The organism is Devosia sp. LjRoot16, from assembly GCF_964252795.1.
In the GTDB taxonomy this organism is placed as follows: domain Bacteria; phylum Pseudomonadota; class Alphaproteobacteria; order Rhizobiales; family Devosiaceae; genus Devosia_A.
On sequence record NZ_CAXUPH020000001.1, the window covers coordinates 1583978 to 1607620 of the forward strand.

Consider the following 23643-nt stretch of genomic DNA (forward strand, 5'->3'; position numbering starts at 1 on the left):
GCGACGAGGGACCAGATCGTCAGCACGCGTGGCGGTGGTGGTAGCGCAAGGTGGGGGGCTTGAAGCAAGCCCCTTGTGACCCATATGTAGAAACTGAGGCGTTGCCCTACCTATGTGCCGCCGGACAGTTTCGAAGGGCTGGAGCATTGCTCCGGCCCTTTGCTTTTCCCTCGGCTCGAGCCGCGCGGGAACCTTTTCCTGCCGCTCCACTCCAATGTTCGACGCGCCACCGAGGCGCGCCGATGATGGAGTTCACCATGAAGATCCTGCCGCTCGTTCTCGCCCTGACGCTCGCCGGCACGCTGCCGGTGCTGGCGCATGATGTGCCCACCGAGATCGCCAAGTCGCCGCCATCAGGCGCCTTCAAGGCCGTCAGCTCGCTGGTCAAGCTGCCCGACTTCCTGCCCGGCATGGGGCAGCTCTATGTCGATCCGGCGTCGCTGCCGGCCGGCCCGTTCCTCGCCTACGACCATGATGGCAAGCTGGTCAGCACCATCTACATGCTGCCGATCAAGGACCTCAATCCGGACAAGCGCTTCGACGACCTGGCAGCGCCAGGCGGCAATGTCGATCACGTCGATGTCTATTTCAATGCCGGGCATCCCGGCGTCGAGGAGCCGCATGTGCACGTCGTGCTGTGGCATGTGCCGGTGGCCGACGAGGCGCGGGTGGCGCAATGATCGCGACGCGCAGACAGGCGCTGCAGGCCGGCGGGGGTCTCCTCGCCGCCGTGCTGCTGCGACCATCGCCGGTGCTGGCGGCAGGGACGGTGGAGATCGTCATGCAGGGGACGCCGGACGGCTCGCAGGTGTGGTTCGATCCGATCGGGATCCTGGTGCAGCCAGGCCAGACGATTCGCTGGACCAACCGTGACCTCGGCAATTCGCACACGGTGACGAGCTATCACCCGAGCCTGTTCGATCGGCCGCGGCGCATCCCCGAGGCGGCGACGCCCTGGGACTCGGACTATCTGCTGCCGGACGAATCGTTCTCGCTGACGCTGAGCGTCCCCGGGGTCTATGATTACTACTGCGTGCCGCACGAGCATGCCGGGATGGTCGGCCGCGTCGTCGTCGGCACGCCGAGCGCTAGCGCCGCCGACTATGCCAATGCCGGGGCCGCGCTGACCGAGTTGCCACAGGTCGCGCTGGCCGGGTTCCCGGACGTCGCGGCGATCATCGCCGCTGCCGTGGTGCACCGCGAATAGGGGAGAAGCGCACATGCTGACGGTGCTGAAACAACGGAGCGAAGTGCGGGCGCTGAGCGAGGCCGAGCTGGTGGAGCTGGCGCGGCAGGGTGGCGAGAACGCCATACGCCTGTTGATCGAGCGCAACAACCAGCGGCTGTTCCGCGCGGCGCGGAGCGTTTTGCGCAATGACGGCGAAGCCGAAGACGTGGTGCAGGAGACCTATGTGAAGGCCTTCACGGCGCTCGCGAGCTTTCGCGGCGAGGCCAGCTTTTCCACCTGGCTGACCCGCATCGCGCTCAACGAAGCAGTGTCGCGGCTGCGGCGCCGCAAGCCCAGCAGCGCGCTCGAAGCGCTCGACCAGGCGGTGAGCGCCGATGCCGGCCTGGTGTCGCTGTTCCCGCTGTCGCTCGCCCCACTCCCCGCCGACATGGAGGCTGCCCGATCCGAGATGCGCCAACTGCTCGAGACCGCCATCGACGGCCTGCCCGAGGGATTCCGCACGGTGTTCGTCCTGCGCGACGTCGAGGGGCTCAGCACCGAGGAAACGGCGGCGCACTTGCAGCTCAAGCCCGAGACCGTGAAGACCCGGCTGCACCGGGCGCGGCGCATGCTGCGCGTGGTGCTGGAAGAGCAGCTGCGCGGCTCGTTCGCCGAGCTCTATCCGTTCGACGGGGCACGTTGCGCCAACATGGCAGAGCGGGTGATCGCTGTGCTGCGCGGGGCTTGAAGGCTTTATTTCTACTGCGCACCCTACCGGACACTGACCGTCCCACATCCACGGTGTCACCCCGGCGAAGGCCGGGGCCCATCCTGAGATACCGAGATGATCCTCGGAGCCGCAAAGTCCGCTGACGAGCTTGCCCCAAGCATGCTTGAGTACCGCGATGAGCAAGGTCTTCATCGTCTACATCATGGCGAGCCGTAAGAACGGAACACTCTACGTTGGCGTCAGCGGCGATCCCGAAGTGCGCATCTGGCAGCATAAGAACGATTGGTTCGAGGGGTTCACCAAACGCTACGGCGTCAAGCGACTGGTCTGGTACGAAGTGCACGAGGACGCCGAGGCTGCCATCCAGCGTGAAAAGCGGCTGAAGGAATGGCACAGGGCGTGGAAGATTCGACTGATCGAAGCGCGCAACCCGGATTGGCGCGATCTGTATCCAGAGGTGACGGGCGAGCGGTGAATTACTGCAGCATCTCAGGATGGGCCCCGGCCTTCGCCGGGGTGACACCGTGGGTGGGGTAACCTCAGGTGCCAAACAAGCGTCGTCATCCACACCAACCCTATTCCGAAATGCTGTTCCAGGCGCCGTACAGCGTCGAGTGCAACAGCTGCACGGTTTCGCCGGCGCGATAGACCACCAGTTGCTGTTCGGGGAGCAGGTAGAGCACCTGGCCGCCCTGGCCCATCAGGTAGGTGAACGGGCCCTGCAGCGCCTGGCCGGCGCGATCGAGAACGTTCTGGCGCAGGTGCTGGCCATAATGGTCTTTGAGCCGCTCGGCAGTGCCGACATCGAGCCCGAGGAACTCGCGCCACAGCGGGGCGGGGAGGAAGGGCGCTTCCGGCGTGCCGTTCTCGACCAGGTACTGGCCGATGCGGATCCAGTCGCGCGCCGCGGCGTAGATGCAGCAATAGGCGGAAACCGGGGCGCCCGCAGCCGGCTGGCGCCAGGCGGCGGACGCCGCGCCGGCCGGGCGCCAGAGCTTTTCGGCCAGCAGGTGTTCGAGGCCCCGTCCATAGACAGTTTCGAGCACCTCGCCGAGCAGCGCGGTGTTGACGTTCTGGTAGTTGAACTCGGACGCAGTTTTGGCATCGGTGACGAGGCCGCCCTCGATGGCGCCGAGCCCGAGGAAATGCAGCCGCGCCAGCGGGCCGAACGGGTTGGCTGAAGTATCGACGGTCTTGTCGCCGCTGACGGCGCCGGCTTTGCCCTCGCCATGGTCGAAGGCGATGCCGCTGCGCATCGCCAGCAGGGCGCGTAGCGTGACGCCGGCGAGGCCACGATCATCGGGCAGGAGCTCGCCCAAGGTCTGGTCGAGGCTCTGCAGCCGACCTTCGGCCAGCGCCTTGTAGATCAGCGCACCGACGAGGCTTTTGGCCATCGAGAACGAGTTGAAGCGGGTTTCGGCAGTGAGACCTGGCGCGTAGTGCTCGAGTTCGAGCCGGCCGGCGCGGGCGACGAGCAGGGCCTTGCCGCGCTTCTCGGTGAAGGCGGCCTCGAGGTCGGGTTGCAATGGACGGGTGCTGGATGCTTCGGCGACGTGCAAATCACGCGGCGTTGCGGCGCCCTCGATGCTGGCGAAGTGCCCGGGCGCCGGCCAGATGAGCGGCGGCACGCCCTCGGCGACCAGCTGCGGAAGGTAAGGGGCATAGGCCAAGGTGGCCGTCACCGCACCACCTAGCACCAGCACCAGCGCGATCAGCAGTTTGCGCAACGAAATCCCCCAAAACCCCTGGCGCAAATGGCTCGCAGGCATGGATGGCGGAAATGCGGCTGCCTCGCTTGACAGGGCCGGCCTCACGACGTACTCAACAATTATGTTGATTAACAATCTTGTTGATTACGGAGAAGGTGAATGAACAAGCTCATCAGCACACACTGGATCAGCCTCGACGGTTTCATCGCCGGCCCGATGGGTGAGATGGACTGGATCCGCGGCGACGACCAGCTGTCGAGTTACGAGATCGGGCTGGTCAACGGCGCCAGCAGCCTGCTGCTCGGCAAGGGCACCTATCAGGATTTCGCGCAGTACTGGCCGGCTGTTCCCGCTAACCCCAATGCCGCGACGTGGGAGAAGACCTATGCCGAGCGGATCAATGCGCTGCACAAGGTGGTGATCTCGCACAACCTGCAGGCGGCGAAGTGGCCGACCTCGGAGCTGTGGCGGGAGCTCGATGCGGCCAAGGTCAACGCGTTCAAGGCGCGGGCGGGCGGTGATATCCTCACCTATGGCAGCGCCACCATCGTGCAGCAGCTGACCAATCTCGGCCTCGTCGATGAGTATCACTGGCTGATCCACCCGATCGTCCTCGGCAAGGGCCGGCGGTTGCTCGACAACCTGGAGCGGCGCTTCGATATCGAGCTGATCGACAGCGAACGCTTTGACAGCGGGGTGATGAAGCTGATCTATCGCCGGGCTCAGCCTGTTCACGAATGAACCAATCACCTGCGGTGTCATCCCTGCGAAAGCAGGGAGCCATCTATCGGCTGGCGCGGGCTGTGAGTTGGGTCCCTGCTTTCGCAGGGATGACACCCGGTGGGTAGGCCAGGCCGAGCTCAATCACAAAGTGCTGATGCGCTCTACAGCGGCTTTTCCGCCAAGCCGCGGAAGGCGTCGGGGACGGAGCGATCGAGCTCGAGCGTCGCCGAGGCATAGCCGATGGCTTCGCGGCCGAAGCGGATGCGGACGGCGTCCATGGCCCGATCGGCGCTAAGGCGCGAGGCGCCGCGCCGGGTGCCGGGGCGGCGGGCGTCGTCGGCGAGGTCGAGCGGCAGTTCGAGCTGCACCAGCGGATCGCGCTCGAGCTGCGCCACCGAGATGGCGAGCAGCGTGATGGTGCGCTCGTCGGGGTGATCGGCCTGGACGACCCGCACCAGGTCCTCGGCGATCTCGGCGAGGCTCACAGTGGCCGAAATCGGCTGGTCGATGGTGATCGAGCGGGTGACGGCGCGCAGGTCGCGGAAGCGGACACGCGCCGTGATGGTGTGGCCGTGCCAGGATTTCACCCTGAGCCGCGAGGCGATGCGATCGGCGAGGTGATGCAGGGTCGGCCGGTAGATCCGTTCGATGAACGGCTTTTTGCCGAGCGCCGACTGGGCCCCGGCGGAGCGGGCGCGCTGGTTGGTGACGATGCCGCGCGGGTCGCGGTTCCAAGCCAGCGCGCTGAGCTTTTCGCCGGCGGCATGGCCGAGGATACGCTGCACCCACTCGTTGCGCTGTTCGGCCAGCTGGCCGATGGTGAGGATGCCCTCGTCCTCGAGCTTGCCCTCGGTGACCGGGCCGACGCCCCACATCAGGCTCACCGGCAGCGGGTGCAGGAACTCGAGCTCGCGCACCGGATCGACCACCACGAGACCATCGGGCTTGGCCACCTGCGAGGCGATCTTGGCCAGATGCTTGGTGCGCGCCACGCCGACCGAGATGGGGAGGCCGAGCTCGGCCCGGACGCGGGCGCGAACCGTGCGGGCAATGGTTTCGGGGCTGCCGAACAGGTGCTCGCAGCCGGCGACATCGGCAAAGGCTTCGTCGATCGAGATGCGTTCGACCAGCGGGGTGTAGTCGTCGAGGATGCCGATCGCCGCGTCGCCCAGCCGCTGGTACTCCTCGAAATGGCCGCCGGTGAAGATCAGCTCGGGGCAGAGTTCCTTGGCCGCCCAGCCGGACATGCCGCCGTGCACGCCGAAGGCCTTGGCCTCGTAGGAGGCGGCCAGCACCACGCCGCCGCCGACGGCGATCGGCTTGCCGCGCAACTCCGGGTTCAGCAGCTGCTCGACCGAAGCGTAGAAGGCATCGAGATCGGCGTGGAGGATCGTGGCGGCGGGCTCCATCCGGGATTCTCCGTGGCGCAATGAGAACATAAAGCGAACGAAGTGTTGGGCTTGTCAAGCGGCTCGCCGGCGGCGGATGGTGCTGCGGGGGATCGGGAGGGCGCGATGCGGGCAGTGGTCTATTCGGCATATGGCGGGGTGGAGCAGCTGCGGCTCGCCGAGGTGGCGCAGCCGGTTCCGAGGCCGGGCGAGGTGCTGATCCGGGTCAAGGCGGCGTCGCTCAATTCGTGGGATTGGGACCTCCTACGCGGCCAGCCGTTCCTCGCGCGGCTGGGCGGGTTGTGGCGGCCGCAGCACGCGATCCTCGGCGCGGATGTCGCCGGGGTGGTCGAGGCGCTGGGCACGGGGGTGGGGCGCCTCGCCGTTGGCGACAGGGTGTTCGGCGATCTCAGCGGGGCGAACTGGGGCGGCTTTGCCGAGTATGTCGCGGCGCCGGAAGCGGTGCTGGCCAGGATCCCCGAGGGGGTGAGCTTCGAAGCCGCCGCAGCGACGCCGCAGGCGGGCCTGCTGGCCTGGCAGGGCTTGCGCTGGAAGGGCGAGGTGCGGGCCGGCGACCAGGTGCTGGTCAATGGCGGGGGTGGCGGCGCCGGAACGTTTGCGATCCAGCTGGCAAAGCGCGCCGGCGCTGATGTGACCGGCGTCGACCGGGCGGAGAAGCTCGAGCTGATGCGCAGGGTGGGGGCGGAGCGGGTGATCGACTATCGCGCCGAGGACTTTGCCGCGGGCAGCGAACGCTATGACCTGATCATCGACATGGTGGCGTCGCGGCCACTGACGCAGTTCCGCCGCACGCTCACGCCCACCGGGCGGCTGGCGGTGGTGGGTGGCACGACACCGACCATCCTTGCCGTGGCAACGCTCGGGGCGATGAGCTCGAAGCCTGGCGGGCAGCAGCTCGGGCTGGTGCTGCACCAGCCGGATGTCGGGCAGTTGACGGAGCTCGGGGCGCTGATCGCGGCCGGCGCGGTGACGCCGGCGATCGACCGGGTCTATCCGCTGGCAGAGACGGCCGCGGCGTTTCAACGGATCGGCGCCGGGCAGGCGCTGGGGAAGCTGGTGGTGGTGCCGTGAGGCTCTGCTCCCCTCCCCCTTGAGGGCAGGGGTTGGGGGTGGGGGTCCATCGGTGATCACAGAACCACCCCCACCCTCATTCCCTCCCCTCAAGGGGGAGGGAGGCGATCGCCGCTAGCATCGCGATTGCGCGCACCGGTCGGCGGCACCGTAGCTACCCCCGCGCCAGCGCCAGCAGCCGTTCGTTCTCCTCCGGCACGTTCTCGGCCAACCGCGCCGCGGCAATGATCGGCAGCCAGGCACGGATGTCGGCGTCAGTCAGCTCGCTCGCCGCCAGATAGCCCGCCAGATACGCGTCGGCCAACTCGTGGCCGGCGCCGTGGCGCATCAGGAGGTAGGAGCGGGCGACATCGGCGGCCGGCGGACCGGAGGTGGCGTCGGGCCAATCGACGATCATCGCGGCGCCGGGCGGCCCGATGATGTTGAAGGGGTGGAAATCGCCGTGGCAGAGGCGGTTGCCTTCGGGCAGTTCGGCCAGCCGCGCCAGCAGGCGGCTACGCAGTGCGGCATCGAGGTCGACGCGGCCGAGGCGGTCGGCGAGGCGCGGCTTCAGCGGCGAAAGGCGAACTTCGGTGCGGGCATGGATAGCGAGGTGGAGCTGCACCATGGCCTCGAGCGCCGCTGGCAGCAGCGCCGGGTCGGCGGCGGCGAGGCTGGCCAGCGGCTGGCCCGGGGCGCGGTCCATGACGAGGCCCCAGCGGCCGGCATAGGGACCGGCTGCGTGCACCGCCGGGGTCGGCAGGCCATGCTCGCCGACAATGGCGAGGATGGCGGCTTCGCCGAAGGCCACCGAGCGATTGGTGGGGTCGCGATAGAGCTTCAGCACGTGGTCGCCGTAATGGAAGGCTTCCGCCATCTTGCCGGAGCCGAGCAGTGGGCCGATCTTCTGATCCATCAGCTGAGCGCCGCTTTGAGGGCGGTGGCGATGGTTTGCGTGCCGCGGGTAAGTTGCAGCACCTTGCCGGCCGACTTGGGCTCTTCGAGCAGTGCCACAGTGACGGCGGCGACATCCTCGCGCGGCACCGACTCCTCGTTGATCGCCTGCTGGCTCAGCAGCACCTTGCCGGTGCCGCCGCCATCGGTGAGTTCGCCCGGCTCGAGGATGGTCCAATCGAGGCTGGAGCCGGTGATGAACTTCGCCGCGGCGCGCTTCTGCTTGTAATAGTCCTTCATCTCGTCATCCATCGAGCGGATCGACAGCCCGGTGCTGGCGCCGATGGCGGAGATCGAGAGGTAACGCTTCACCCCGGCATTCTCGGCGGCATGCACGGTGCGGCGGGTGCCGACGCGATCGAGCGCGCTGCTTTCGCCGGCGGCTGAGCCGGCCGCGAACACCACGGCGTCGGCGCCTTTCATGGTGGTGGTGAAATCGCTCAGCGGCGATTTGTCGAGATCGAGCACGATGGTCTCGGCGCCACGCTTCACCGTCTCGGCCATGTGTTTGGGGTTGCGGATGGTGGCGACCACCGAGTGGCCGGCGGCGACCAGCTTTTCGACAATCAGGATGCCGGTGCGGCCACTGCCGCCAATGACGATGATGCGCATGAGGTCACCTGTCGGTGGTTGATGGGTTGAGCTTTGAAAACAGGCGATGCAGCGTTTCGAGCTCGGCGCTGCTCAGGGCGGCGAGGCCGGGCGGTGGCACGCGGAACTCGGCCAGCAGCGCAGTCTGGGTTTCGAGGCCCAGTGGCGTGAGGGCGACGAGCTTGACCCGGCGATCGGTGGGCGAGGGGCGGCGCTGGACATAGCCAGCCTGCTCCAGCCGATCGACGACCCAGGTGGTGTTCGAGGGGTCGCTGTTGAACTGCCGCGCCAGCTCGCCGATCGGGCGGCCTGCCGTATCGAGGCTGTTGAGGATGCGCGAATCGTTGGGCGTCAGGCCGCGCCGCTGCAGGCTCTCGCTGCGCTGCGGGTTGGAGCTGACGAAGAAATCGAACATCAGCCGCCAGGTGTCGGCGGCGAGCTCAGCGGGTGCGGGTTTCATGATCGCAGCCTAGCACGAGCTGGTCCCTTGCATATATTTTGAGTGGTACCATATTTGGTATCCAACAAATAAAGGAGCATGACGATGAGTGGACGGCATGAAGGCAAGGTGGCGCTGATCGCCGGGGCCAGCAAGGGCATTGGCGCCGTGACGGCCGAGCTGCTGGCGCGTGAGGGCGCGGCGGTGGTGCTGGTGGCGCGGTCGGTGGAGCCGACCGAAGCGCTGGCTGAAGCCATCCGCCAGGCGGGTGGCCGGGCGCTGGCCGTAAAAGCGGATGTCGCCGACGACGCGGCGATGCAGCGGGCGGTGGAGGCGGGGCTCGCAGCATTTGGGCGGCTCGATATCGCCTTCAACAATGCGACCGACGGGCCGCGGCCGGCGCCGCTGGCCGAGCTCGATCTCGACGGCTTTGATCGCGGTATCCGCACCAATGTGCGCGGCACGTTTGTCGGCATGCGGCACGAGATCACCGCGATGCTGCAAACTGGCGGCGGGGCGATCGTCAACATGGCGTCATTGGCCGGGGTGATCGGGGTGTCGGGGCTTGCCGCCTATGTGTCCGGGAAGGCCGGGATCATCGGGCTGACCAAGGCGGCAGCGCTCGACTATGCCGATCGCGGCATCCGGGTGAACGTGGTGGCGCCGGGGCCGATCCTCACCCACCACCTCGAGGCGGCAGGCCCGGAAGCGCAGCGGCAGGCCGGGCTGGCGACGCCGATGCGGCGGATCGGGCGGGCCGAGGAGGTGGCGAGCGTGGTGAGCTGGCTCTGCTCGGATGCGGCGAGTTTCGTCACCGGCGTGGTGCTGCCGATCGATGGTGGGCAAAGCGCCGGCAACAAGATCCAGAACAACTATAGGCAGGGCGAGCCGATGCAGGCGGCTGGCTGAGAGACTCCCCGGAGCGCCGCGTCGGCTGCTAAACAGCTGGCGGCGAACGAGGGAGACGATTCGATGCAGGCGCTGCGGCAGGTGGTGGTGCACCACGATGATCTGGGGGCGAGCTGGAGCGCCAATATGGCGTTCCTCGAGCTCTGCGAGCAGGGCGTGGTGACCTGCGGCTCGGTGATGGTGCCGTGCCCGTGGTTTCCGCATATGGCGCAGCTGGCGCGCGACAACCCCGAGCTCGATATCGGCGTGCACCTGACGCTAACATCAGAGTTCGACCGCTTCCGCTGGCGGCCGATGACCGGCACCGCCGATAACGGCATGTGCGACGCCGAAGGCTTCATGCCGCGCCGGGTAGCGGAGACGCAGGGCGCCGACCTCGCGGCGGTGGAGGCCGAGCTCAGGGCGCAGATCGATGCGGCGCTCGCGGCCGGCATCGATGTCACGCATCTCGACGCACATATGGGGACGGTCTGGCTGCCCGAGTTCGTCGAGCTCTACGAGCGGCTCGGCGCCGACTACTCGCTGCCGATCTTTTTGCCGGGGCCGCAGGACGCCTGGGTCGAACCGTCAATGGCGCTCGACCGCGCCTGGGCGCAGGCGGCGGCGCGCGGCAATCCGCTGTTCGACGGCGTGGTGTCGACGCCGTTCGGCAATCTCAGCCCGACGGCGGCGGACTATCGCGGCATCCTCGACAGCGCCAAACCGGGGCTGAACTGGGGGGCCTTCCACTTCACCAAGCCGGGCGACATCGCAATGATCTCGGACGACGCACCGCTGCGGCTCGCGGAGTACGAGCTGTTCCGCTCGGGCGCGGTGGAGCAGATGTATGCCGAGCTCGGGCTCGAGCTGGTGGGGATGCGCGGGTTCCGCGAGCAGCTGCGGAGCAAGAACGCGTAGCGATCGGTTTGCACGGTCGCCTCCCTCCCCCTTGAGGGGAGGGATTGAGGGAGGGGGTGGTGCGGTGATCACCGATGGACCCCCACCCCCACCCCTCCCCTCAGGGGGGAGGGGAGCGCTGGCCCGGTGCTTATGGCATGTCGAATCGCCCCACCGCAGTTCGACTAGCCTCGCAACAGGAGGTGCCTCAAATGAAGTTCGTGTGTCTCGTCTACATCGACAGCGTCGCCATCGGCGCACTAAGCGAGGCCGAAGGCCGGCAGCTGGCCGACGACTCGATCGCCTTCGACTGGGGCTTGCGCGATAGCGGCAAGCTGATCCTGGCGCAGCCGCTCGAAGCGCCGCAGGCGGCGGTGACAGTGCGGCAGCGGGCGGGCAAATTCTCCAGCACCGACGGGCCGTTCGTCGAGGCCAAGGAGCACCTGGGCGGTTTCTTCCTGATCGAGGCCAAAGATATCGACGAGGCGATTGCCCTGGCCAAGACCAGCCCGATCATGCGGGTCGCGAGCATCGAAGTGCGGCCGGCGCTGGAGCAGGTGGATAGCGTGACCGGGCGCGGGCGGCCGGAGGTGGCGTAGGGGAAACCCGGCGCTACTGGCCCGCCGCCACGCTTGCTGCGCCAAACGGGCAACCAGCGCACCGCTTGCCGCAATCGGCTCCGGCTAGACGCCGCAGCCCGTCGCGCGGGGTGAGGTTCTCCGGCAGTCGGATCTCGCTGGCCAGTCGCAACGCCATCAGCGTCCGGATGAGCCACCAGCCGAGGTCGATCTGCCCGCGCTCGAGCCCAAGCCGTGCCGATTCCGGAAAGGCATGATGGTTGCCGTGGAAGGCCTCGCCGAAGGTGATGAGGCCGACGGCCGGCAGGTTGTAGCCCTGCACGGCGACGCCATCGACAGCCCAGCCCTGGTGGCCGCGCCGATGCGCGAAATGGCCGACCAGCCAGTGACCGGTAAGCGAGACCGCGACCCGCGCCGCGATCCCCCACACCACCCAGCCCCAGCCGCCGAGGGCGAGGAACAGCAGCGCCCAGGGCAGTTGCTGCAGCATCCAGGTCCGCTCGAGAAACCGGTAGAAGCGGTCATTGGCCGTGCGCGGCTCGATGGTGAAGCGGGGCGGGTGGTCCAGCGCCACGACGCAGTGCATCTGCCACCAGGCATCGATGAGGAACCAGCGGCGATGGGCATAGAGCGGGTGGCAGTCGGTCTGCCGCTGCGCCCAGTCGCGAATGTCATGGGCGTAGATCATCCCGAACGGGCCGGCCATGCCAACCAGCGTCCCGAGATAGACCAGCACATGCTCGATGACGATGTGGGTCTTGAACGAACGGTGGATCAGCAGCCGGTGCATGCCGACGGAATGGCCGGCGCAGATGGTGATCGCGGTGGTGGCGAGGAACAGCAGCAGCGCGTCGAGGCTGAAGGTCAGCGGCGCGAACACCAGCGCGATGCCGGTCAACGACAGGGTCCAGAGGGATTTTCCGGGAGCCCAGCGGACGGTTCCCGCCACAGGGTCGCTCAATGGCTCGGCGTACATCCGGCCGGTCGACAGGGCTGGCGTCGAATTGGTCATCGTCATGGCGTTTCAGCCTTGCGCGGTTGATGTATTTAGGCGATGAACTAATTGCCGAAATGCTTAGCAGTGCCTATTTGATTAGGCAATAGGCTAATTACCTAAATGATGGACGAGGCGGATGGACGAGACGATGCCAGGTAAGGTCGACGCGGAGCTGTCCAGCGCCGTCGAAGAAGTGGTCAGTCCGGACGGGGCGTTTCAGCGGGTGTTCGAGGCGCTGGCTTCGGCGCCGCGCCGGCGGATCCTCGCCTATCTGGCGCATACCTCGCTGACGGCGGGTGAGATCGCGGCGCGTTTCAACATGTCAAAACCCTCGATTTCGCAGCACCTGAGCGTCCTGGAGGTGGCCGGGCTGATCGCGAAGGAGCGTCGCGGCCAGTTCATCCATTACTCGCTGATCCCCAACAACCTGACCAACACGCTGACCGGCTTCGCCCAGGAAGTCTGCCCGGTGGGCCGGCCGCTGAAGCGCGAAAGCAAGGCGCTGGCAGAGCGCAAAGTTGCCGACGGGACCGACCGCTAAAGGGGAGGCCGGGTCCAGGCCAATGTCGCGGACATGACGGTATCTCTCCACACGCCCTATGACGGATCCTCAAAACTCTTCCAGATCGGCGTGAAGCCGCTTCCGCTTGCCGATTGGATCGAGGTCGACGACCGTCTGGCGGCAGATCTCGCCGAGAAGGAGCGGGTGAGCGCGGCGCACCCGGACTCGGTGTTTGTTGCCGAGCCAGGAACGGAGCAAGCGCAGGCCGAGGTGCTGGCATTGCTGGCGGAGCACCTTGCGACGCAATTCCCCCAGCACTATCGGCGGATTGGTGACGGGGTCGAGATCATGCCCACCGGGAAGCGCGTGGCGCTTGGCGTGCCAGGCGAGGCGCCGCTGCGGATGGCGGCAAGCCTGGTGCAGGAAGACCTGGTGCTGATGCGGCGCGGCGAGGCGGGCTGGCGGCTCGCGGCCGCCTCGCTCTGCTTCCCCTCGTCATGGTCGCTCAGGGAGAAGTTCGGGCGGCCGTTGCATGAGGTGCACGGGCCCGTCCCCGGATTCGGTGCCGGGACACGGAATGCACAGCTGATCCAGCGCATGTTCGACAACGCGCGGCCCGAAGTGCCAATGATCCGCTGGAACTGGTCGCTCTATGGGGACGACCGGCTGCATCACCCCGAGACGGCAGATCCCGGCACACGGCGTTTCGGGACAGGCGAACGGGCGGCAAGCGTATTCCTGCGGGTAGAACGGCAGACTTTGCGGAAGCTGCCGGTGAGCGGCGATATCCTGTTCGCCATCCGCATCCATGTCGATCCGCTGGCGCGGCTGGAGCAGCACCCGGAGGCGGCAGGGATCGCCAGCTCGCTGGTCGCTCAACTCATGGCGCTCGGGGCTGCCGAGCTCGATTACAAGGGGCTGACCCTGGAGCGCGACCGGCTGGTGGCACGGCTGGGCGAGATCACCGGCGCCTTGAAGCCGAAGGGCCCGGAGTGATCCCCCGGGCCCTCAGATAACCGCATAGCGGGTTGGAGCGAGCGCTTACGCCACGCCCGTCATGTGCGCCAAGACCGCCAGCAGCAGCAGGGCCACGATGTTGGTGATCTTGATCATCGGGTTCACCGCCGGGCCGGCGGTGTCCTTGTAGGGGTCGCCGACGGTGTCGCCGGTGACCGAGGCCTTGTGGGCGTCGGAGCCCTTGTAGTGCTTGACGCCGTGGCTGTCGGTAAAGCCGTCTTCAAAGCTCTTCTTGGCGTTGTCCCAGGCGCCGCCGCCAGCAGTCATGCTGATCGCGACAAACAACCCGGTGACGATGACGCCCATCAGCATGGCGCCGAGCGCCGAGAAGGCGGCGGCGGTGCCGGCGATCCAGTAGATGGCGACGAACACGATGATCGGTGACAGCACCGGCAGCAGCGAGGGGACGATCATTTCCTTGATCGCGGCCTTGGTCAGCATATCGACCGCCCTGCCGTAGTCAGGCTTCTCGGTGCCGGCCATGATGCCCGGCCGCTCCTTGAACTGGCGGCGGACTTCCACCACCACCGACTGGGCGGCGCGGCCCACGGCGGTCATCGACATGCCGCCGAAGAGGAAGGGCAAGAGGCCACCGAACAGCAGGCCGACAACGACATAGGGGTCGGCGAGCGAGAAGGTGAGTGGCCCCAGGCCATAGAAGAATGATCCTTCCGCGGCATTGGCCGAGAAGAACTGCAGGTCCTGGGTATAGGCGGCGAACAGCACCAGGGCGCCGAGGCCGGCCGAACCGATGGCATAGCCCTTGGTGACGGCCTTGGTGGTGTTGCCGACGGCGTCGAGCGCGTCGGTATTGTGGCGCACTTCCTTGTCGAGGCCGGCCATTTCGGCAATGCCGCCGGCATTGTCGGTGACCGGGCCGAAGGCATCGAGCGCGACGATCATGCCGGCCAGCGCCAGCATGGTGGTAACGGCGAAGGCGATGCCGAACAGGCCCGCGAGGTTATAAGTGACGATGATGCCGATGATGATCACCAGCGCCGGCAGGGCGGTCGATTCCAAGGAGACCGCGAGGCCCTGGATGACGTTGGTGCCATGGCCGGTCACCGATGCTTCGGCGATCGAGTTGACCGGGCGCTTGCCGGTGCCGGTGTAATATTCGGTGATGACGATGATCAGGCCAGTGATGACGAGGCCGGCAACGCCGCACCAGAACAGGTTCCACGGGGTGAACTGTTTGCCGCCTTCGAGGCCGAGCTGCACGTCGAGCCCGCCGAACACCCACATCAGGGTCGGCAGCAGCACGATGAGCGAGAGCACGCCGGTGGCGATGAGGCCCTTATAGAGGGCGTTCATGATGTTGTTGGAGGCGCCGAGCTTGACGAAATAGGTGCCGATAATCGAGGTGACGACGCAGGCGCCACCAATGGCCAGCGGAAGCACCATGCCGGCGAGCTTGAACGCGTCGGGGAGGACGATCGCCGCCAGTACCATGGTGGCGACCGCGGTCACCACATAGGTTTCGAACAGGTCGGCGGCCATGCCGGCGCAATCGCCGACATTGTCGCCGACGTTGTCGGCAATGGTGGCCGGGTTGCGCGGATCATCCTCGGGGATGCCGGCTTCGACCTTGCCCACCATGTCGCCGCCGACATCCGCACCCTTGGTGAAGATACCGCCGCCGAGACGGGCGAAGATCGAGATCAGCGAGGCGCCGAAGCCGAGCGCCACCAGCGAGTCGATGACGATGCGGCTGGTCGGCGCGATGCCGAGGAACTGGGTGAGCACGATGAAGTAGAGGGTGACGCCGAGGAGGCCGAGACCCGCAACCAGCAGCCCGGTGACAGCACCTGACTTGAAGGCAAGGTCGAGGCCGCCGGCCAGCGACTTGGTCGCCGCCTGGGCGACGCGGACGTTGGCGCGGACCGAGACGTTCATGCCGATAAAGCCCGCGGCACCCGACAGGATGGCGCCGATGGCGAAGCCAATCGCGGCATAAATGCCGAGCAGGAAGAAGGCGAGGATCAGGATGACCACGCCGACAATCGCGATAGTGGTGTACTGGCGGCGGAGATAGGCGGAGGCGCCTTCACGCACTGCGGCGGAAATCTCCTGCATGCGGGCCGAACCCGCATCGGCCTTCAGCAGGCCCTGCGTCGTGACGACGCCGTATACGATGGAGAGCAGACCGCACACGACGATCGCCCATAGCAATAGAGTCATAACGAATGTTCCCTCGATGTGACGTCACCGGGGAACGCTCCGTAGTTGCAGCGGCGAACCGCTCCTCCTCGCCCCCCGACGATCGCGTGCGAAACTTGTGCCAAATCGCCGCAGGGGGCGCAATGGGGTAGGGGTGATGGGGTGGGCGGCGGAATTAATCGAGAACCCGGCGCGGGCTGACCCCCACCCCTGTCCCCTCCCCCTAAGAAGAATGGGGAGGGAGACCCTCACACGGACATCGAGGCTGCCGTCTCCCTCCCCATGTTTAGGGGGAGGGATCAAGGGTGGGGGTCAGCCCGCACCGGCTCAGCAGTCAGGCAGCAGTATAGCGGGCCGCAGGCTTCGACAGCGACAGATGCGGGCGGAGGGCCACCCGTCGTGCCGCCCAGTCGTCATAGGCAGAGACGGCTTCGAGCGAGGGGATGGTGACCAGTTCGCCGGCGTCGAAGCCTGCCAGCGCCGCATCGACCATGGCGTCGGCATCCATCACCGCTTCAGCGGGCAGGCCAGCGCCGCCGGAGATCATCGGGGTGCGGGTATAGCCGGGGAGCACCGCCTGCACCTGGACGCCCTGTGGCTTCACATCGAGATCGAGCGACAGACTGAGGTTCAGCACATAGGCTTTCGAGGCGGCATAGGCCGCGGCGGCGGGCGTGTCGATGAAGGCCATGGCCGAGGCGAGGTTGACGATGGCGCCGTTGCCGCGAGCGGCGAAGACCTTGGCGGCGACGGCGGCGAGGCGGGTGAGGGCGACGACGTTGATGTTCAGCATGCTGCTGAGCTCATCGAGATTGCCGGCGCTGAGCGGACCGCCGCCGATCAGCCCGGCGGAATTGATCAGCAAGGTGATGGCCGGATCGGCTTCGAGGCGCCGCTCGACGCGCGCCAGGCCTGCGGGCTCGCCGAGGTCGGCGACAATGCGCTCCACCTTGATGCCGTAGGTCGCGGCAAGCGCGGTGGCGAGTTGCTGCAGCTTTTCGGCATTGCGGCCGACCAGCACCAGGTCGTAGCCGCGCTTGGCGAGGCGGTCGGCGTAGATCTCGCCGATGCCCGATGAGGCTCCGGTGATGAGGGCGGTTTGTGCGGCCATGATCGATCTCCTGCAAATGGCGTGACACCGTTTACATGATGATCGTAATTTAACGCCGCAAGGGCGCAGGCTAAGAATCTTTGCCGGCGAGGAGACCGTCGGCCGCAGCGGCCAGCAGGTCGGCGCTCAATGCGGGGTCGGTGACGGTGCGGGAGAGGGTGAGGGCGCCGACCATGGTGGCGTAGATGGCCATGGCGCGGGGCCGGGTGACGTCGGCGACCTCGACGATCAGCTCGAGATAGGCGGCGATGCCCACCTCGAAGGCGGCGCGCAGCTCCGGGCTGCGGCGCGCCGCGTCCTGCGACAATGCGGCGATGGCGCAGCCTGCCTCGATCGAGTCGCGATGTTCCGGCGAGAGGTAGAAGCGGACCATCGCGGCATAGGGATCGGCGGCGGCCAGCGCGTACTGGCGCAGGCGCTCGGTGGTCTCGGTAAACACCTGGGTCACCGCCTCGGCGGCGAGCGCATCCTTACTGGCAAAATTGTTATAGAAGCCGCCATGCGTCAGGCCGGCAGCCTGCATCAGGTCGGCAACGCCGATGCCGTCAAAGCCGTGCTTGCGGAACTGGGCCCCGGCAACCTCGACGACATGGGCACGGTTCTTCGTCGCCTGCTCGCGGGAGACTTTCATCGCACGCTCCGGTTTGATGCTGACCGTAATGTAAGAAGTCTAGCCCAGTTTGGCGAGGGCAACGGCAAGGGCGTCAGAGTCGCCGGCGATGTGCAGGGTCTTGAGCCGCGTCGTGTCGCCCGCGATCAGAGTGACCGCTGACTTGGGCACGCCCAGCATTTTGCTGAGGAGCCCGATCACCGCCGCATTAGCCTTGCCCTTGTCCGGCACCGCCTTCACCCGCACCCGGAGCACGGTGGCGCCGTCGTCGCGGGTCTCGAAACCGTCGATGCGGTCGAGGCCGGCATTGGGGGTGACGCGAAGATGGAGCCGGATGCCGTCCGGCAACAGTTCGAAGGCCGGCTTCACGAGCGCGGATAGAGGTCGGTGCGGAGCTTGACCATCAGCCGCTCGGGATGCTCGACCGCGGTGAAACCATAGCGCTCGTAGAGGCCATGCGCGTCGGCAGTGGCCAGCATGAAGCGGCGCAGGCCCTGCAGGTCGGGATGGGCGATGATGGCGTCCATCAAGCCCTTGCCGAGCCCGAGACCCTGCCGGCCGGGATCGATGAAGACGTCGGCCAGCCAGGCAAAGGTGGCGCGATCGGTGACGACGCGGGCGAAGCCGACCTGCGCGCCATCGGGGGCATAGAGCCCGAAACTCAGGGCGTTGGCCACCGAGCGGGCGACGACGTCTCGCGGGACGGCGCCGGCCCAATAGCTCTGTTGGCTCAGGTAGCGATGCACATAGTCGAGGTCGATCCGCGTGGGATCGGTCGAGACCTCATAGCCCTGAGGCAGCATGGCGCGCTGCTCAGAGCGCGCCGACAGCGGCCCGGGCGGCGTAGAAGCCGATGAGGTTCTGCAGGAAGAAGATGATGACGAAGACGATCAGCGGCGACAGGTCGAGCCCGCCCATTGCCGGGATGACGCGGCGGATCGGCTTCAAGATCGGCTCGGTGATCTGGTTCAGCACGCGCCAGATCGAAGCGACGAACTGGTTGCGGGTGTTGATCACGTTGAAGCTGATCAGCCAGCTCATGATGATCATGATCAGGAAGATCCACCAGACGATGTTCAGAATGAAGCTCAGCGTCTGCAGAATGGCAAAGATCATCGGGTGGCCCTCGGGTTCGCCGCCCTATTTAGGGGGCGAAACGCCGGGCGGCAAGCGGGCGCGACGATTTTGCCTTTGAGCGCGGTGGGTTGGCGCTCAGTTGAGCGCCATGCCATCGAGGTGCCCGAGCTTGTCCGGGTTGCGCACGACATAGATGCCGGCGATCTTGCCATCGACGATCTCGAGCGCGGTGGTCTGCAGCTCGCCATCTGCCTCGAGCGTGACGAAGCCGGGCAGCCCATTGATGGTGGCGAAGCGGACAAGCTGCGACGGCGCGTTGGCGAACATCCGCGCCATCCGTTCCATCAGCCGCATAACGGCGTCGAAGCCGACAATCGGCACCGGGCCGGCCGGACGCTTGCCGCCACCATCGGCGGTGACGGTGATATCGGCGGCGAGCATCGATTTGAGCATCGCCATATCGCCGGTCTGCGAGGCGGCAAAGAAGGCTTCGGCGAACTCGAGGCCGCGGCGCTGGTCGACGGCGAAGCGCGGCCGCGCCTCGTGCACATGCTGGCGGGCCCGCGCCGCCAGCTGCCGGCAGGCGGCCGGTTCGCGATCGATGGCGGTCGCCACCTCGTCGAACTCCATGCCGAACACATCATGCAGCAGGAAGGCGGCGCGCTCGAGCGGCGAGAGCCGCTCCAGCGCGAGGAGGAGGGGCAAGGTGACGTCCTCGGCCATGTCAGCCTCGCTCTCGACCACCGGGTCGGGGAGCCAGGGGCCGATATAGGTCTCGCGCTTGCGGCGGGAGGATTTCAGTACATCGAGGCAGAGCCGGGTGACGACACGCACCAGGAAGGCCTCGGCATTGTCGACCTCGGAGCGGTCGGTGGTGTGCCAGCGCAGGAACGCGTCCTGCACCACATCCTCGGCATCGGCGACCGAGCCGAGCATGCGGTAGGCCACCCGGGTGAGGCGGGGCCGATGGGGTTCGAAACTGATGGCCGCATCGGCCCGCCCGGCATCCATGTTATGCCGCCACCTTGATGATCGCCGAACGCGGCGGGTTCACCCGGAAACCGGCATTGATGCGGTTCCAGGTATTGATGTTGCCGATCAACAGGGTCAGGACGACCTGCTCGGCCTCGCTGAACTCTGCCGCCACCAGCTCATAGGCCGCATCGGCGGTATGATCGAGCCGGGTCAGCGCCTCGGTCCAGGCCAGAGCGGCGCGCTCGCGCGGGGTGAAATGCAGCGCCTCGCGCCAGGCATCGAGCAGGTAGATGCGCATTTCGGTTTCACCGTCCTGGCGGGCTTCCTGGCTGTGCATGACGAGGCACACGGCGCAGCCGTTGATCTGGCTGGCGCGGATCTTCACCAGATGCGCCAGGGTCGGCTCGAGGCCGACATCGGGCACGGCCTGGCTGTAGTCGATCAGCGGCTGAATCAGGTCCATCCGGGCGTAGGGGTTGATGCGCTTGGTCATCATTGTCTCCATGTCATTGTGATGCTCACGACAACAAGACGACCTGGCCCCCAGCCGGTGTGACATGGACCTCAGATTTTTTGGCTGGCCCGGCTCGGCCGCCAGGTGAACAGGCGGAACACATAAAGGCCGACGACGGCGATCAGCACCAGCCAGGTCAGCGGGTCGAGCCAGCTTTCGACCAGGTGGTAGTGCTCGTGCAAGAGGTACCCGGCGCCGACCAGCACGCTGTTCCAGATCAGCATGCCGATGGCCGAGAACAGCGCGAAGGTCGGAAAGTTCATCTTCGCCAGGCCAGCGGGAACCGAGATCAGGGTGCGCAGGATCGGGAACAGCCGGCCGACGAGGACGATCGGCTTGCCCCAGCGCTCGAAGATGCGGGCGGCATAATCGATCTCGTCGGCATTGAAGGCGAACCAGCGGCCGATATGGTCGGCCAGCCACTTGACCCGTTCGAGACCGAACAGCCGGCCGACGAAGTACCAGGGCAGCATGCCGATCAGCGAGCCGAGAGTGGCGGCAAGGATCACGCCGAAGACGTTGAGCGTACCCTCTCCGGCGGCAAAGCCGGCGAACGGCACGATCAGTTCGGAGGGGATCGGCGGGAACACCGCCTCGAGCAGCATCAGCAGGGCGATCCCGACATAGCCGAGGTCGGTGATGATCTGGGTGATCCAGGTGGCCATGGTGCTCCAGTCGCAGTGTTCGGTCAGAAATCCCGCTTACCAAAGAACGCGGTAGTCGAAGCAGATCACCTGCTTCTTGCGCCCTTTGACGATGGTCAGCAGGTCATAGGCCTTGTTGCCTTTGGTGATGAGCGCCTGGTCGGTGCGCTTCCAGCCGGGGCGGTTGGCCGCCAGCCACTGGTACTCGGAGCGGACGCCCTCGAGTTCGCCCTTGGCGCCGGTGATGCGGAAGCTTTCGGCGGCCTTGGCAACCGGGCAGTTGATCGGCTTCAGCCGAACCTTGGCCTCGGCCGACGAAACCGAGGCCAGCGCTGCAACAAGTGCAATCGATGCGAGTAACGCCATCCGCTTCAACATGTCGGGTCCCCCAAAATCCTCGGGCAACCTGTAGCACGTTGTAATGACGGAACAATACGGGCGGCCGGGGTGCGGCCGCCCTATTGGATCAGCTGGCCTTGGCGGCGCGCATCATGCGCTTGCGATCGTTGGGGTCGAGCCAGATCTTGCGCAGACGGATGGATTTGGGCGTCACTTCGACATACTCGTCGTCGGCGATGTAGCCGAGCGACTGCTCGAGGGTGAGCTTCTTGGGCGGAGTGAGGCGAACCGCTTCATCCTTCGAAGTCGTGCGGATGTTGGTCAGCTGCTTGCCCTTCAGCGCGTTGACCTCGAGGTCGTTCTCGCGGGCGTGCTCGCCGATGATCATGCCCTCGTAGATGTCGACGCCGGCATCGATCATGATCGGGCCGCGCTCTTCGAGGTTCCACAGCGCATAGGTCACGGCCTGGCCGGTGCCGTTGGAGATCAGCACACCAGTGCGGCGGCCCGGCAGGGCGCCCTTGAACGGCTGATACTCGTGGAACAGCCGGTTGAAGATGGCGGTGCCGCGGGTATCGGACAAGAGTTCCGGCTGGTAGCCGATCAGCGAGCGGGTCGGCACGTAAAAGCGCAGGCGCTGGCGGCCGACGCCCGAGGGGCGCATGTCGACCAGGTCGCCCTTGCGCTCGGTCAGCTTCTGCACCACGACGCCGCTATGCTCGTCATCGACGTCGATGATCACTTCTTCGATCGGCTCGAGCTTCTGGCCGTTCTCCTCGCGGATGACGACGCGCGGGCGGCCGATGGTGAGCTCAAAACCCTCGCGGCGCATGTTTTCGATCAGCACGGCGAGCTGCAGTTCACCGCGGCCGGCGACTTCGAACGAGTCGTTGTCATCGCCTTCGGTAATCTTGATCGCGACGTTGCCTTCGGCTTCACGCAGGAGGCGCTCGCGGATGACGCGCGACTGCACCTTGTCGCCTTCGCGGCCGGCCAGCGGGCCGTCATTGATGCGGAAGGTGACCGACAGGGTCGGCGGATCGATCGGTTTGGACGGCAGCGGCACCGTCACCGACGGGTTGACCAGCGTATCGGCGACGGTCGAGGTCTCGAGCCCGGCAATGGCGACGATGTCGCCGGCTTCGGCGATATCGATCGGGGTGCGTTCGAGGCCGCGGAAGGCCAGCACTTTCGAAACGCGGCCCTTCTCGACGATCTTGCCGTCGCGGCCGAGCGAGTGGATCGGGTCGCCGGCCTTGACCGTACCCGAGGTGATGCGCCCGGTGAGGATGCGGCCGAGGAACGGGTTGCGCTCGATGGTGGTGACCAGCATGCGGAACGGGCCCTCTTCCACCTTCGGCGCGGGCACGTATTCGAGCACTTTGTCGAGCAGCGGGGCCAGCGAGTCCTTGGGGCCTTCCGGCTTTTCGGACATCCAGCCGAGCTTGGCGGCGCCGTAGAGCACCGGGAAATCGAGCTGCTCCGGGGTCGCGTCAAGCGCGATGAACAGATCGAAAATCTCTTCGAGCACCTCGAGGTGGCGTTCGTCGGGGCGGTCGATCTTGTTGATCGCAACGATCGGGCGGAGGCCCTGGGCAAGAGCCTTCCCGAGCACGAACTTGGTCTGCGGCATCGGGCCTTCGGCGGCGTCGACGAGGATCACCACGCCATCGACCATCGACAGGATGCGCTCGACCTCGCCGCCGAAGTCGGCGTGGCCGGGGGTGTCGACGATGTTGATGCGGGTATCCTTCCAGACCAGCGAAGTCACCTTCGCCAGAATGGTGATGCCGCGCTCGCGCTCGAGGTCATTGCTGTCCATGGCGCGCTCTTCGACGCGCTGGTTTTCGCGGAACGAACCGGACTGCTTGAGCAGGACGTCGATCATGGTAGTCTTGCCATGGTCAACGTGAGCAATGATTGCGATGTTACGCAAAGACATGAGGGGCGGCCGATCGGATGTTCAGGAGATTAGTCGCGCCCCATATCGGACAAGGGTCACATTCTCAAGACAATTCGCCGAATAGCTGGTTTGCGACCTAGTGGCCGGGGTGAGGGCACTCCCCGGTTACCCAGCGCTGTTGCGCCCGGAAAGCGCCCTCGCATGCACGACGAACGGACTGCCGTCAGATCGACGCAGTTGCTATTTTTTCAGCGATCGCGGCTTGTCGCCCGACTGGTAGAGGCCGAGGCCAAAGCCATCAGGATCCAGAAAGTCGGCGCTCCAGCCGCCGGGCGCCTCGCTGACCGGAGTGACGATGGTGACGCCGTGGGCGACCAGTGCGGCCACCACATCGTCGATGCCGCCTTCGGCGAGATCGAAGATCAGCGCCGGCGAGCTGCCGCGCGAGCCTTCCATTTGAAAGAAGATGATGTCGAGGCCCTGATCGAGCGAACCCTGCAGCCAATAGGGCTCGGCGCCCTCCATGCGGGTGAGTTCGATGCCGAGCGTCTCGTTGTAGAAGCGCTCGGTGCGGGCGATGTCGGCGACATAGTAGACGATGCTGGCGCGGTGCGGTTTGGGGATCATGGGTCAGAGCTCCTGATGGGGTGGTTACATC

29 protein-coding genes are annotated in these 23643 nt (G+C 66.4%); 11 read left to right on the forward strand and 18 right to left on the reverse strand.

Features of this window, described 5'->3' with window-relative positions:
- The first annotated feature begins 257 nt into the window (after window positions 1–257).
- From ACSQ23_RS07415 to ACSQ23_RS07430, 4 genes are all read left to right on the forward strand, one after another.
- Window positions 258–680, forward strand: coding sequence for a DUF5602 domain-containing protein (locus ACSQ23_RS07415; RefSeq protein WP_055875962.1), 423 nt, complete (start codon window positions 258–260; stop codon window positions 678–680).
- Window positions 677–1207, forward strand: a complete 531-nt coding sequence (locus tag ACSQ23_RS07420; protein WP_436090216.1) for a plastocyanin/azurin family copper-binding protein — start codon at window positions 677–679, stop codon at window positions 1205–1207. The genes ACSQ23_RS07415 and ACSQ23_RS07420 overlap by 4 nt, the downstream gene beginning before the upstream one ends.
- 13 nt (window positions 1208–1220) lie before the next feature.
- Window positions 1221–1916 (forward strand): RNA polymerase sigma factor, encoded by a 696-nt coding sequence (locus ACSQ23_RS07425; protein WP_436090217.1) that lies wholly within the window; start codon window positions 1221–1223, stop codon window positions 1914–1916.
- A 157-nt stretch (window positions 1917–2073) separates the two neighbouring features.
- Entirely contained in the window at window positions 2074–2373 is a 300-nt protein-coding gene (locus ACSQ23_RS07430) for a GIY-YIG nuclease family protein (RefSeq protein WP_055874730.1), read from the forward strand.
- A gap of 100 nt (window positions 2374–2473) precedes the next feature.
- On the opposite strand, the gene ACSQ23_RS07435 is transcribed toward ACSQ23_RS07430, so the two are convergent.
- On the reverse strand, window positions 2474–3625 hold the full coding sequence (locus tag ACSQ23_RS07435; protein ID WP_436090218.1) for a serine hydrolase domain-containing protein: 1152 nt from the start codon (window positions 3623–3625) through the stop codon (window positions 2474–2476).
- Window positions 3626–3766: 141 nt separating this feature from the next.
- Here ACSQ23_RS07435 and ACSQ23_RS07440 point away from each other — a divergent pair, with 141 nt between their 5' ends.
- The gene (locus ACSQ23_RS07440; RefSeq protein WP_055874735.1) at window positions 3767–4348 is read left to right on the forward strand and encodes a dihydrofolate reductase family protein; all 582 of its coding nucleotides are present in this window, start codon (window positions 3767–3769) and stop codon (window positions 4346–4348) included.
- Between the two features lie 143 nt (window positions 4349–4491).
- Here the strand turns inward: ACSQ23_RS07440 and dinB are convergent, their stop codons facing one another.
- Complete coding sequence (gene dinB, locus ACSQ23_RS07445) at window positions 4492–5739, reverse strand: DNA polymerase IV (protein ID WP_436090219.1); 1248 nt, start codon at window positions 5737–5739, stop codon at window positions 4492–4494.
- 105 nt (window positions 5740–5844) lie between these two features.
- Here dinB and ACSQ23_RS07450 point away from each other — a divergent pair, with 105 nt between their 5' ends.
- Window positions 5845–6810, forward strand: coding sequence for an NAD(P)-dependent alcohol dehydrogenase (locus tag ACSQ23_RS07450; RefSeq protein WP_436090220.1), 966 nt, complete (start codon window positions 5845–5847; stop codon window positions 6808–6810).
- Window positions 6811–6964: 154 nt separating this feature from the next.
- On the opposite strand, the gene ACSQ23_RS07455 is transcribed toward ACSQ23_RS07450, so the two are convergent.
- From ACSQ23_RS07455 to ACSQ23_RS07465, 3 genes are read right to left on the reverse strand one after another with little or no spacing between them, the layout of a single operon-like run.
- Window positions 6965–7705, reverse strand: a complete 741-nt coding sequence (locus ACSQ23_RS07455) for an aminoglycoside phosphotransferase family protein (protein ID WP_055994076.1) — start codon at window positions 7703–7705, stop codon at window positions 6965–6967.
- A complete protein-coding gene (locus ACSQ23_RS07460) occupies window positions 7705–8355 on the reverse strand; it encodes an NAD(P)-dependent oxidoreductase (protein WP_436090221.1) in 651 nt (216 codons plus the stop codon). Before ACSQ23_RS07460 ends, ACSQ23_RS07455 begins: the two co-directional genes overlap by 1 nt.
- A 4-nt stretch (window positions 8356–8359) precedes the next feature.
- Window positions 8360–8794, reverse strand: a complete 435-nt coding sequence (locus ACSQ23_RS07465) for a MarR family winged helix-turn-helix transcriptional regulator (RefSeq protein WP_436090222.1) — start codon at window positions 8792–8794, stop codon at window positions 8360–8362.
- Window positions 8795–8878: 84 nt separating this feature from the next.
- Between ACSQ23_RS07465 and ACSQ23_RS07470 the strand changes: the two genes are divergently transcribed.
- From ACSQ23_RS07470 to ACSQ23_RS07480, 3 genes are all read left to right on the forward strand, one after another.
- Window positions 8879–9682 (forward strand): SDR family NAD(P)-dependent oxidoreductase, encoded by an 804-nt coding sequence (locus ACSQ23_RS07470; RefSeq protein ID WP_436090223.1) that lies wholly within the window; start codon window positions 8879–8881, stop codon window positions 9680–9682.
- A 63-nt stretch (window positions 9683–9745) separates the two neighbouring features.
- On the forward strand, window positions 9746–10579 hold the full coding sequence (locus ACSQ23_RS07475) for a polysaccharide deacetylase family protein (protein WP_436090224.1): 834 nt from the start codon (window positions 9746–9748) through the stop codon (window positions 10577–10579).
- A 191-nt stretch (window positions 10580–10770) separates the two neighbouring features.
- Window positions 10771–11157, forward strand: a complete 387-nt coding sequence (locus ACSQ23_RS07480; RefSeq protein WP_055994066.1) for a YciI family protein — start codon at window positions 10771–10773, stop codon at window positions 11155–11157.
- A gap of 13 nt (window positions 11158–11170) precedes the next feature.
- On the opposite strand, the gene ACSQ23_RS07485 is transcribed toward ACSQ23_RS07480, so the two are convergent.
- On the reverse strand, window positions 11171–12154 hold the full coding sequence (locus ACSQ23_RS07485; protein WP_244488374.1) for an acyl-CoA desaturase: 984 nt from the start codon (window positions 12152–12154) through the stop codon (window positions 11171–11173).
- Window positions 12155–12281: 127 nt separating this feature from the next.
- Between ACSQ23_RS07485 and ACSQ23_RS07490 the strand changes: the two genes are divergently transcribed.
- Together ACSQ23_RS07490 and ACSQ23_RS07495 are read left to right on the forward strand one after the other, a co-directional pair.
- A complete protein-coding gene (locus tag ACSQ23_RS07490; RefSeq protein ID WP_082533163.1) occupies window positions 12282–12674 on the forward strand; it encodes a metalloregulator ArsR/SmtB family transcription factor in 393 nt (130 codons plus the stop codon).
- 33 nt (window positions 12675–12707) lie between these two features.
- Window positions 12708–13631: a heme-dependent oxidative N-demethylase family protein gene (locus tag ACSQ23_RS07495; protein WP_055994064.1), complete on the forward strand. Its 924-nt coding sequence runs from the start codon at window positions 12708–12710 to the stop codon at window positions 13629–13631.
- A gap of 45 nt (window positions 13632–13676) precedes the next feature.
- On the opposite strand, the gene ACSQ23_RS07500 is transcribed toward ACSQ23_RS07495, so the two are convergent.
- The 12 genes from ACSQ23_RS07500 to ACSQ23_RS07555 form a co-directional block, all read right to left on the reverse strand.
- Window positions 13677–15833: a sodium-translocating pyrophosphatase gene (locus ACSQ23_RS07500; protein WP_055994062.1), complete on the reverse strand. Its 2157-nt coding sequence runs from the start codon at window positions 15831–15833 to the stop codon at window positions 13677–13679.
- Between the two features lie 313 nt (window positions 15834–16146).
- Entirely contained in the window at window positions 16147–16923 is a 777-nt protein-coding gene (locus ACSQ23_RS07505; protein ID WP_436090225.1) for an SDR family NAD(P)-dependent oxidoreductase, read from the reverse strand.
- A gap of 70 nt (window positions 16924–16993) precedes the next feature.
- A complete protein-coding gene (locus ACSQ23_RS07510) occupies window positions 16994–17554 on the reverse strand; it encodes a TetR/AcrR family transcriptional regulator (RefSeq protein ID WP_436090226.1) in 561 nt (186 codons plus the stop codon).
- A 39-nt stretch (window positions 17555–17593) separates the two neighbouring features.
- Window positions 17594–17902 carry a DUF167 family protein gene (locus ACSQ23_RS07515; protein ID WP_436090227.1) on the reverse strand — a complete coding sequence of 103 codons (309 nt, stop codon included), beginning with the start codon at window positions 17900–17902 and terminating at the stop codon, window positions 17594–17596.
- A complete protein-coding gene (locus ACSQ23_RS07520) occupies window positions 17899–18336 on the reverse strand; it encodes a GNAT family N-acetyltransferase (protein WP_436090228.1) in 438 nt (145 codons plus the stop codon). The genes ACSQ23_RS07515 and ACSQ23_RS07520 overlap by 4 nt, the downstream gene beginning before the upstream one ends.
- Window positions 18337–18346: 10 nt before the next feature.
- Complete coding sequence (locus ACSQ23_RS07525) at window positions 18347–18649, reverse strand: YggT family protein (protein WP_055874772.1); 303 nt, start codon at window positions 18647–18649, stop codon at window positions 18347–18349.
- Between the two features lie 96 nt (window positions 18650–18745).
- Complete coding sequence (locus ACSQ23_RS07530; protein ID WP_436090229.1) at window positions 18746–19621, reverse strand: sigma-70 family RNA polymerase sigma factor; 876 nt, start codon at window positions 19619–19621, stop codon at window positions 18746–18748.
- A 1-nt stretch (window position 19622) separates the two neighbouring features.
- The gene (locus ACSQ23_RS07535) at window positions 19623–20048 is read right to left on the reverse strand and encodes a carboxymuconolactone decarboxylase family protein (RefSeq protein WP_407065053.1); all 426 of its coding nucleotides are present in this window, start codon (window positions 20046–20048) and stop codon (window positions 19623–19625) included.
- Window positions 20049–20149: 101 nt separating this feature from the next.
- Complete coding sequence (locus tag ACSQ23_RS07540) at window positions 20150–20764, reverse strand: DedA family protein (RefSeq protein WP_436090230.1); 615 nt, start codon at window positions 20762–20764, stop codon at window positions 20150–20152.
- A gap of 36 nt (window positions 20765–20800) precedes the next feature.
- Window positions 20801–21109 (reverse strand): hypothetical protein, encoded by a 309-nt coding sequence (locus ACSQ23_RS07545; RefSeq protein WP_436090231.1) that lies wholly within the window; start codon window positions 21107–21109, stop codon window positions 20801–20803.
- A 100-nt stretch (window positions 21110–21209) separates the two neighbouring features.
- Window positions 21210–23024, reverse strand: a complete 1815-nt coding sequence (gene typA, locus ACSQ23_RS07550; protein ID WP_436090232.1) for a translational GTPase TypA — start codon at window positions 23022–23024, stop codon at window positions 21210–21212.
- Window positions 23025–23225: 201 nt separating this feature from the next.
- Window positions 23226–23612: a VOC family protein gene (locus tag ACSQ23_RS07555; protein ID WP_055874791.1), complete on the reverse strand. Its 387-nt coding sequence runs from the start codon at window positions 23610–23612 to the stop codon at window positions 23226–23228.
- Window positions 23613–23643 lie beyond the last annotated feature (31 nt).